The sequence below is a fragment of the Lactobacillus sp. M0393 genome (assembly GCF_016102025.1).
Taxonomy (GTDB): domain Bacteria; phylum Bacillota; class Bacilli; order Lactobacillales; family Lactobacillaceae; genus Lactobacillus; species Lactobacillus melliventris.
In genome coordinates this window covers 37,046-46,872 of sequence record NZ_JACFPK010000011.1, presented here as the reverse complement: position 1 = coordinate 46,872, position 9,827 = coordinate 37,046, and the positions used below count along the sequence as shown (strand labels likewise).

8 protein-coding genes are annotated in these 9,827 nt (G+C 36.4%); 2 read left to right on the top strand and 6 right to left on the bottom strand.

Annotation, left to right across the window (positions count from 1 at the left end):
• Positions 1 to 143: 143 nt before the first annotated feature.
• On the bottom strand, positions 144 to 575 hold the full coding sequence (gene msrB / locus H3R29_RS08960; protein WP_046324884.1) for a peptide-methionine (R)-S-oxide reductase MsrB: 432 nt from the start codon (positions 573 to 575) through the stop codon (positions 144 to 146).
• Between the two features lie 144 nt (positions 576 to 719).
• Here msrB and H3R29_RS08955 point away from each other — a divergent pair, with 144 nt between their 5' ends.
• Together H3R29_RS08955 and tpx are read left to right on the top strand one after the other, a co-directional pair.
• Complete coding sequence (locus tag H3R29_RS08955) at positions 720 to 1,904, top strand: aminotransferase class I/II-fold pyridoxal phosphate-dependent enzyme (RefSeq protein ID WP_198203072.1); 1,185 nt, start codon at positions 720 to 722, stop codon at positions 1,902 to 1,904.
• A gap of 84 nt (positions 1,905 to 1,988) precedes the next feature.
• Positions 1,989 to 2,483 carry a thiol peroxidase gene (gene tpx / locus H3R29_RS08950; RefSeq protein ID WP_198203101.1) on the top strand — a complete coding sequence of 165 codons (495 nt, stop codon included), beginning with the start codon at positions 1,989 to 1,991 and terminating at the stop codon, positions 2,481 to 2,483.
• 52 nt (positions 2,484 to 2,535) lie between these two features.
• Here tpx and H3R29_RS08945 read toward each other — a convergent pair whose 3' ends face one another.
• From H3R29_RS08945 to H3R29_RS08925, 5 genes are all read right to left on the bottom strand, one after another.
• On the bottom strand, positions 2,536 to 3,036 hold the full coding sequence (locus H3R29_RS08945) for an NUDIX hydrolase (protein ID WP_198203073.1): 501 nt from the start codon (positions 3,034 to 3,036) through the stop codon (positions 2,536 to 2,538).
• A gap of 480 nt (positions 3,037 to 3,516) precedes the next feature.
• A complete protein-coding gene (gene aspS / locus H3R29_RS08940) occupies positions 3,517 to 5,367 on the bottom strand; it encodes an aspartate--tRNA ligase (protein ID WP_198203074.1) in 1,851 nt (616 codons plus the stop codon).
• Between the two features lie 2 nt (positions 5,368 to 5,369).
• Positions 5,370 to 6,656, bottom strand: coding sequence for a histidine--tRNA ligase (hisS, locus tag H3R29_RS08935; RefSeq protein ID WP_198203075.1), 1,287 nt, complete (start codon positions 6,654 to 6,656; stop codon positions 5,370 to 5,372).
• A gap of 270 nt (positions 6,657 to 6,926) precedes the next feature.
• Positions 6,927 to 7,364 carry a D-aminoacyl-tRNA deacylase gene (gene dtd / locus H3R29_RS08930; RefSeq protein ID WP_198203076.1) on the bottom strand — a complete coding sequence of 146 codons (438 nt, stop codon included), beginning with the start codon at positions 7,362 to 7,364 and terminating at the stop codon, positions 6,927 to 6,929.
• Entirely contained in the window at positions 7,364 to 9,604 is a 2,241-nt protein-coding gene (locus H3R29_RS08925) for a bifunctional (p)ppGpp synthetase/guanosine-3',5'-bis(diphosphate) 3'-pyrophosphohydrolase (RefSeq protein ID WP_110446137.1), read from the bottom strand. Before H3R29_RS08925 ends, dtd begins: the two co-directional genes overlap by 1 nt.
• Positions 9,605 to 9,827: the final 223 nt, after the last annotated feature.

Here is a 9,827-nt window from a genome sequence, read left to right as displayed (position 1 = left end):
AAGATGTCCTCCTTTTTTATGCAATAAAAAACCTATTAACAGCTTACCACATGGATAAGTCATCAACAGGATAAATTATAGAGCCATAGTTTAAGTAGTAAAAAGGCCTGATTTTGACATCAGGTCTTTTTACATAATTTTTATTATTTAAAAAGTTTACGGTATTCACCATATCCTCTTTGTTCCAATTGATCAAAAGGAATAAAGTCTAAAGCAGAGGAGTTAATGCAATATCTGAGCCCTCCTTTATCACTGGGTCCATCATCAAAGACATGTCCCAAATGTGAATCACCTTCTGGACTCTTAACTTCAGTTCTTTCCATATTGTGTGATTGATCACGGTGATAAACCAATTTCTTGATTGGCCGGGTAAAACTAGGCCACCCGCAACCCGCATCATATTTATCTTCGCTTGAAAACAAAGGCTCTCCTGAGACAATATCAACGTAGATTCCTTTTTGGTAAAAATCATCATATTTTCCTCTAAAAGGATAATCTGTTGCTGCTTCTTGAGTAACTTGAAATTGGTCTGGTGTTAGTTCTTTTAGCCTTTTGGCTTTTTGATCTTGATCCATTTATCTCACGCTCCTTAATTAACTATAACAAAATTTGGGATAACACACTAAACTAAAACTTTATAAAAAACACTTTTTCTTAATTTTATTTAGAAACATACTGGGTTATAATATGGTTTCAATAAAAAAAGGAAGGTTCTTTTTATGCCAACATTAGCAAAAAATTTATCAACAAAAATTAATTCGAAAATTAGTAGTATACCTAATCCAGCGATCAGATCCTTCAATCAAAAAATTTCCACAATACCTGGAATTATAAAATTGACTATTGGTGAACCTGACTTAAATACCCCAGAACACATAAAAAGAGCGGCAATTGATGACATCAATAGTGATGACTCTCATTATGCTCCTGAAGCTGGGAAAGAAAAATACCTGGAAGCTGTTAGCAAATATCTAGCAAAAAGCTTAGGTGTTACATATGATCCCAAAAGTGAAATCTGTGCGACGGTTGGAGTTTCTGAAGGATTGAATATCGCCGCCATGACTTTACTTAATCCTGGTGAAAAAATAATCGTGCCTACCCCTGTTTGGGGAGTCTACTTTGGAATCATAAAAATGGCTGGTGGAATTCCAGTTCAAGTAGATACTTCTAATGATCATTTTCTTTTAACTCCAGAAAAATTAACGGAAACTTTGGAAAATGAAGGAAAAGGCGCAAAGGCTGTTATTATCACTGATCCGTCTAACCCAACAGGACGAGTTTATTCAAAGAAAAACTTGCAAGAATTAGCAGCTGTCATTACTAAATACGACATTTTCGCTGTCAGTGATGAAATCTATGCTGAATTAATTTATGGTCAAAAAAAGCATTATTCATTGACACAATTTATTCCTGAAAGAACTGTTTTATTATCAGGGCTTTCAAAAAGTGTTGCCATGACTGGCTGGCGTATAGGCTATATAGCTGGACCTTCTGAGTTAATGAAATCAATGATAAAGGTGAACTCATTTTTAATTTCTGCAGTGACTGACAATGTTCAAGCAGCTGCCACAGAGGCTTTGAATTATGGAGATCAGGACTATGTTGCCGCGCGAGAAAAATATCAAAAACGCATGCATCTGCTTCAGGATGGACTCGAAAAAAATGGCTACACTATGGCTACTCCTGAAGGGGCATTTTATATTTTTGCTAAAATTCCCAGTAAATTTGGCTGTGATGATGTGGCGTTTGCCAGTGATTTAGCTGAAAAAGCCAAGGTTGGCGTAACACCAGGCAGTTATTTCGGTGCTGGTGGTCAAGGATACGTACGCTTATCCTATGCTTCGTCTGAAGAAAACTTAAAAGAAGCTATTAAACGTATCAGTAGCTATACTGAAAGCAATTAAAAAGCTGATTTATTGAGTTACTATTCTGCGATAGGTTAAACTTGAAATGGTAATTGTTTTTATTTTTGAGAAAGGGTAATGATTATGCAAGTAACAATGAAAAGTGAGCCGCTGTCAACTAATGGAGAACCAATCAAAATTGGTGAACAACTGCCAGATTTTAAGGTAAAAAAGTCTGATGGTTCAGTTGCATCAAGCACTGATTTGGTTAATAAGGTTACACTGATTAGTGTTGTACCTAATATCAATACTAGCGTCTGCAGTATTTCCACTAAACGCTTTAACAGCGAAGTGGATAATTTTGATGGTATTAATTTCTATACTGTTTCCACCAATACTCCAGAAGAACAGAAAAATTGGTGTGCTGCAGAGGGTGTATCAAAAATGGAGCTTTTGTCAGACGAGAGTTTTGACTTCGGCAAAAAAATGGGTTTGTTTATTGATGCTACGAAATTTGATTCTAGAAGTATCTGGATTGTAGATGCAAATAGAAAAGTCTTGTACCAAGAACTTATTCATGAGTTAACCAATGAACCTAATTATGTCAAAGCACTTGCATTTTTACAGAATTTACGGTAAATATGAATAAACAGAAGCGGTTAAGGAAATTTTCCTTAACCGCTTTTTTAGTTTAAAAAACTGGGTGATCTAGTACAATCCAATTAGCAAAAGTTTGGTCTGCTAAGTCAAACTTATCCGGCTTTAATAAAATCTCTTTTGCCTTTAATACCAGAGGTGAAGAATTTGCCAGATTGAGCTGTTCTAGAGGAACTGATACAGCCCCTAAAGAATCTTGCCCCGTAAACTGTTTAACTGTAGTCTGTAAATCACCAGTAAATTTATTGATTCTATAAAAAACACAGATATGTTGATTAAAATGCCATTGTTCATAATCCCAGGGATATCTAAATGAGGTAACACCAATTTGGTCATAGTCTTGCACAATTAATCCAGTTTCTTCCTTAACTTCTCGCTTAACCGTATGGTCTAATGGCTCCCCATCTTCCAAACTACCGCCCGGCAAGTCATACCGATTTATATAAGGCCCACCCTCTTTTTTGATAACAACTAAACTTTGTTGATCACCAATAATACCATAACACCCGAAAGCACGATGAAATTTATCCGTCACAATATTTCCCTCCTTGTATAAAAATAATAACTGAATAATAATTCTCTCATCATTTAATACTCAAAGCAATTTTATTTAGAGCCTAGTTGCAGCTCTGGCCAGAGGAGCAATAGAATTATATATTTTATGATATAAATGATAGTATTTTTGATAAAGGGCAGTGTTATGTGGATCTGGCGCGATAATTTCATTATATTTTACAAATACATTGATGCAGCTATTCCAGTCTTTAAACCAACGGCACCCCATTGCTGCAATCATAGCGGCACCAATTCCAGGTCCCTGTTCATCCTTTAAAGCAACAATATTTTTATCGCATAATTTATCCTGACATTTTTTATTATATAAGTCTGTGAAAGCGCTACATCATAAGAAAATGTCCTCAAGCAAAATTGAATGAGGACAAATAAAAAAGCACAAGAGCTGTGAAAATTTCTTCACAGCTCTTGTGCTCTAATTAAAAATATATTTAAATCTGTGCTAATCCCAAGTAGTATTTTGAGCGGCGTCTTTTTCAGCTTGTGCTCTTAAGTTAGCTTCAATCTTTGCAACATCATCATGATACTTATCTTCGACAACTATGCCCAAATCACTTAATTGCTGATCAGATACAGGTGCGGGAGCATGCATCATTGGTTCAGATGCATTAGCGTTTTTTGGAAATGCTAGTACATCACGAATATTGTCTTTTTCTGCAAGAAGCATTGCAAAACGGTCAAGTCCAATGGCTAGACCAGCATGAGGTGGAAATCCCATGTCCAAGGCTTCTAGCAAATAACCAAATTGTTCATAGGCACGCTTTTTAGTAAAACCGAGAGCCTTAAACATTTTTTCCTGAATTGACCGCTTGTGAATACGAATGGATCCTCCACCAAGCTCGTCACCATTCATAACTATATCGTAGCTACGCGCATGAGCCTTATGCGGTTCAGTATCAAGAAGCTTGATGCCTTCGTCATCCGGCATTGTAAATGGATGATGTGCAGCAATCCATCTACCGAAGCCTTCATCGTATTCAAATAATGGCCAGTCCACTACCCAAATAAAATCAAATACGTGCTTAGGTATAATATCAGTTTCTTTGGCAAATTCACGACGTAAGTGATCAAGTGAATCACAGCAAACTTTCCATTTATCAGCAATAAATACTACTAATTCCCCACCTTTTAAATTAAACTCTTTAATTAATGCGGATTTATTCTCGGCAGTTAAAAAGCGTGAAACTGGTCCAGAAAATTCTCCATCTTCAAATTTAACCCAAGCCAGACCCTTTGCATGATAGCGCTTAATATAGTCTTGCTTTTTCTCAATTTGTTTACGAGAATATTTTTGTGCGCCGCCTCTAACCGCAATTCCTTTGACAAAACCACCATTAGCAATGGCATTAGAAAACACTTTAAAATCACTATCTTTAAACACAGAGCTTAAATCGTGAATCAGCATGCCAAAACGAATATCAGGCTTGTCAGTGCCATACTTATTCATTGAATCAGTCCAAGAAATGCGTGCAATAGGTGTTTTTAAATCAATCCCCATTACATCTTTCATAATTTTCTTTAATAGGCCTTCGGTATAGTCCTGCACCTGTTGCTCATCAGTAAAAGACGTTTCCATATCAATTTGCGTAAACTCAGGTTGTCTATCACCACGCAGATCTTCATCTCTAAAACATCTTGCTAGTTGATAATATTTATCAAAGCCTGCACCCATCAATAATTGCTTGAAAAGTTGAGGAGATTGCGGTAATGCATAAAAACTACCCGGATAAATCCTGGAAGGAACTAAATAGTCTCGCGCTCCCTCGGGAGAAGATTTTCCTAATATTGGTGTTTCAATATCGATAAAGCCGTTTTGATCAAAAAATTCGTGCGTGGCTTGCAATATTTTTGAACGCAAAATAATCGCGTTTTGCAGGCTTGGTCGGCGTAAATCCAAATAGCGATATTTTAATCTTGTTTGTTCAGCAACTTCAACATCATCTTTTATTTCAAAAGGTGGGTTCTTTGCTTTATTCAAAATAATAATTTCTTTAGCGTCAACTTCAACTTCACCGGTTTTCATATCTGGGTTAATACTGGAGCGTTTGACTACTTTTCCTTTAACTTGAATAACGAATTCATTTCCCAGTGCGTCAGCAGTAGTCATCAAGTCTTGACCTGATTCATGATTAACAACTACCTGAACTATACCCTCACGATCGCGCAAATCAATAAATACCAAGTTACCAAGGTTTCGCACGCGCTGAACCCAGCCATATAAGTTTACTTCTTGGCTAAGATATTTGGGGGTAATATTGCCACAATAATCAGTTCTTTTTTCTACTTGCTTCATTTTTATTCCTTTAATTGTTTCATTATTGCATTCATATTTTCAAGATCATCAAAACTGAACTTGAAAGTTTGCCCATCAGAAAGGCGCTTAACATTTAAAACTCCGTCGGATAATTCTTTAGCTCCAAGAGTAATAACAAATTTTGCATTTGCCCTGTCAGCCTTTTTAAATTGCGCCTTTAATTTCTTTTGGTCAACATCATATTGCACCTTTAGTCCGTTTTTACGCAACAAACGAGCAATTTCAACAGTTTTTATTTGTGTTTCTTGACCGATATTAGTAATGAAGAAATCAATGCCTTGATCCGCAAACAATGCTGGGTTTTGCTTTTGTAAAACTAGCATTAACCGTTCTTCTCCGATACCAAAACCAACGGCAGGTGTAACTGGTCCGTCAAATTCCTTAACTAAGTTATCATAACGACCACCACCTAAAATGGTTGAGGCAGATTCCCAAATACTTTTATCTTCGACTATAAATTCAAAAATGACGCCAGTATAATAATCAAGTCCGCGAACTAAATCATTATCTATCACATAACTAATGTCCAGTTGGTCCAGCATTTCCAAAATCTGATCAAAATTAGCCTTTGATTCCTCATCTAAATAGTCAATTATTCGGGGGGCGCCAGGTAAAAATTGCTTATCCTGGTCATCTTTGGAATCTAAAATACGTAAAGGGTTTTTTTCTAACCGCCTTTTTGAGTCATCTGAAAGCTGATCTTTAAAAGGTGTAAAGTAATTGACTAAAGCATCATGGTAATCCTGACGAACCTTGGAGTTTCCTAAGGTATTAATATGCAATTCATAATTTTTGACACCCAGTTTGGCTAATAAATCATGTGCTAAAACAATTGTTTCTACATCAGCTAAAGGATTATCCGAGCCAAAACTTTCTATACCAATTTGATGGAACTCACGCTGGCGGCCTGCCTGAGGCCTTTCATACCGAAACGTGGACTCGATATAGTAGACATTTAAAGGCTTAACCACTTCAGGAGCATAAAGTTTATCTTCTACATAAGCTCTAACTACTCCAGCTGTTCCCTCGGGCCTTAAAGCAATATGCCTGCCGCCTTTATCATTAAAGTCATACATTTCTTTTTCAACGACATCCGATGTCTCACCACTTGAACGAGCAAAAACGCTATAATTTTCAAAACTCGGTGTCCGAATTTCCCGGTAATTTGCTTGTTTAAAAAAATCACGCAATATTTGTTCTACTTTTTCCCATGAACCAGATTCGTCTGGCAAAATATCAACTGTCCCTTTAGGTCTTTGAACTCTCATTTAATCATCCTTTTAATAAAAAAACGTCCTTGAATAAATCAAGGGCGCTCTGAATTAGCACGGTACCACCTTTTACCTGCTGCGAATAACGCTCGCGATGCGCTTATTATCTGGTAAAGGGGTCACAGTTAGTTTGTTTTCCGTCTTTTCAGCAAAACAGACGGTCTCTGAAATTAAAAACTATACTTCAGTCTTTGTCATTGATAATTCTTTTTTAGCTTATAGTTTTCCAGGCAAAAAGTCAACCTGTAGTGCAGTTAAGCCTAATTTTTACAGATCCAACACAATAGTAAAAGGACCATCATTTTGTAAATCAACCTGCATATCTGCACCAAATTCTCCGGTTTCAACAGTTAAGCCCTGCTTTTTGAGCTCTTCATTAAACTGCTCCCATAATTCCGCGGATTTTGGTGGTTTCATAGCTTTGATAAAACTTGGTCGATTACCTTTTTTAGTGTCAGCTAATAAAGTAAATTGACTCACGCTTAAGATTTGTCCGCCAACATCTTTAATTGCCAAATTGGTTTTGCCAGTTTCATCTTCAAAAATTCGCATTTTGGCAATCTTAGTAGCAGCCTTTTTAATCTGCTCTACTCCATCGCCTTCTTTTAAGCCAACCAGCAATAACAAGCCTTTATTAATTTGGCCAACCGTTTTGCCTGCAATTTTGACACTGGCATTATTTACTCTTTGGACGACAACTCGCATTAATTATCAGCCCTCCTTGTTTGGTAAACATCAGGAATATCTCTTAATTTTGATAAAATTCCGTCTAATTGTGCAGAATTATTAACCGCAACTGTCGCATAAATATGAGCAATGTTATCTTCATTTACTTTACCTGAAATATTATTAATATTTGGTGTCAGTGTATTTAATTTGGTAATGACGTCAGTAAGCAGCTTTCCGCGATTGTAACCAAAAACTTCAATATTGGCATTAAATGCTTGGGCACTGTTTTCTTCAACATTTTCCCATTGAACTTCAATCAATCTGCCCTGGCTATCATCATTATTAACAATATTGCGGCAATCTGTTCTATGAATAGTCACCCCGCGGCCCTTAGTAACGTAACCAACAATTTCATCTCCTGGGACGGGATTACAACACTTAGCTAAATGAAGCATCAAGTCACTAATTCCTTGAATCATGACACCATTTTTATGCTTGATTTTCATTGCTTTAGAATCTTTTTTAGTGGTTGTAGTTTCCGAGACAGATTTTTGCCCAGAGTTAAGAATTTCTTCTTCTAACTGCTTTTGTTTCTTTTTCTCGTTTTCATGGCGTATATCAGCTGTCAGCCTATTAACTACACCAATGGCGGAAAGATCACCAAAGCCTATTGAAGCATACATCTCATCAGCAGTATGATAATTAATTTGTTCCAAAAGTGGCTCGATATGATCTTTAGACATGAATTCTTTTGGTGAAAGTCCCTGATCACGCAATTTATCAGCAACCATTTGCTGACCCTGCTCGATGCTGTGGTCTCGGTCAAGGTTTCTAAAATACCGCCTAATTTTATTGCGAGCACGGGAAGTCTTAACCAAATCAACCCAATCACGAGATGGCGTCGCATTTGATTGTGTCATAATTTCAATGACATCGCCGTTTTTCAGCTTATAGTCTAAAGGTACCAATTTACCGTTAACTTTAGCTCCAACAGCATGACTGCCAACCTGAGTATGAATTTCATAAGCAAAGTCCAAGGTTACTGACCCTTTTGGCAGTTCATAAACTTCACCTTTGGGAGTAAAAACATAAACACGATCAGAAAAGATTTCACTCTTAACGCTTTTCATAAATTCATCAGCATCCTGAGTTTCGTCTTTTAATTCTAAAATTTCGCGCACCATATCCAATTTTTCATTTGAACTAGTTTGTTCTACACCCTTAAAATTACCTCTTTTATAAGCCCAGTGAGCGGCAACACCATATTCGGCAATTTCATGCATTTGTTCAGTTCTAATTTGTATCTCAAGTGGGCGGCCGCCAGGACCAATAATAGTCGTATGAAGAGACTGATAACCATTTACTTTGGGAACAGCAATGTAGTCTTTGAAACGGCCAGGCATTGGCTTCCATTTCGTATGAACAGCTCCTAGCACTGCGTAACAGTCCTTAACTGTTTTAACGATAACCCGTACAGCTAACAAATCATAGATTTCATTAAAATCCTTATGTTTGTTAACCATCTTTTTATAAATAGAATAGATGTGCTTGGGTCTGCCATATATTTCATATTTAATTCCTAGACTGTCCAAGCTTTCCTTAAGTGTCTTGATAGCATCTTGAATATATTTTTCTCTTTGACTACGCTTAAGGCTCATTAAATTAACAATGCGATAATAAGCTTTAGGATTCAAATAATGAAAACTCATATCTTCAAGTTCCCATTTAACTGTTCCAATACCCAGACGATCTGCTAAAGGTGCATAAATATCCATTGTTTCTGAAGCAATTCTGCGTTGTTTATCGGGACGCAGATGCTCTAAAGTATGCATATTATGAAGTCTATCAGCCAGTTTAACCATAATTACCCGAATATCTTTAGCCATTGCTATTAGCATTTTCCTGTGGTTTTCAGCTAAAAATTCCTGGTGTGATTTATACTGGTATTTATTTAGTTTAGTAACACCATCAACAATAAAGGCAACATCTTTGCCAAATTTTTCTTTTATATCATCATTTGTAACTGGCGTATCTTCTACAGTGTCATGCAAAAAGCCTGCAGCGACAGTGTCAGGGTCAAGACTCAAATTAGCAAGCGTACCGGCAACCTGAGTAGGATGAACAATATAGGGTTGTCCTGAAGCTCTTTTTTGTTCTTTATGCGCGTTTGCAGCAAATTCATAAGCTTTTTCGACAAATGCAATTTGATCATCATTCATATATTTTTTACAGGTATCTATCACCTGCTCATGTGTCATTTCAATGTACTTTGACATATAAATCGACCCTTCTAATACTATGCATAAATTTGATTATCCATTACGCCAAAAATTTCTAAAATGAGGTAGATTAACCCAAACAGAAAGTTGTAATTGGCATATTTAATTAAAACGATTAAACAAAAACACCCAGGCATTAATAACAGCCAATAATGTTTGAGATTACGTTTTTTAATTAGTTTACCAACATGGTAACTGATAAAGCTGTTAGCTAATATAA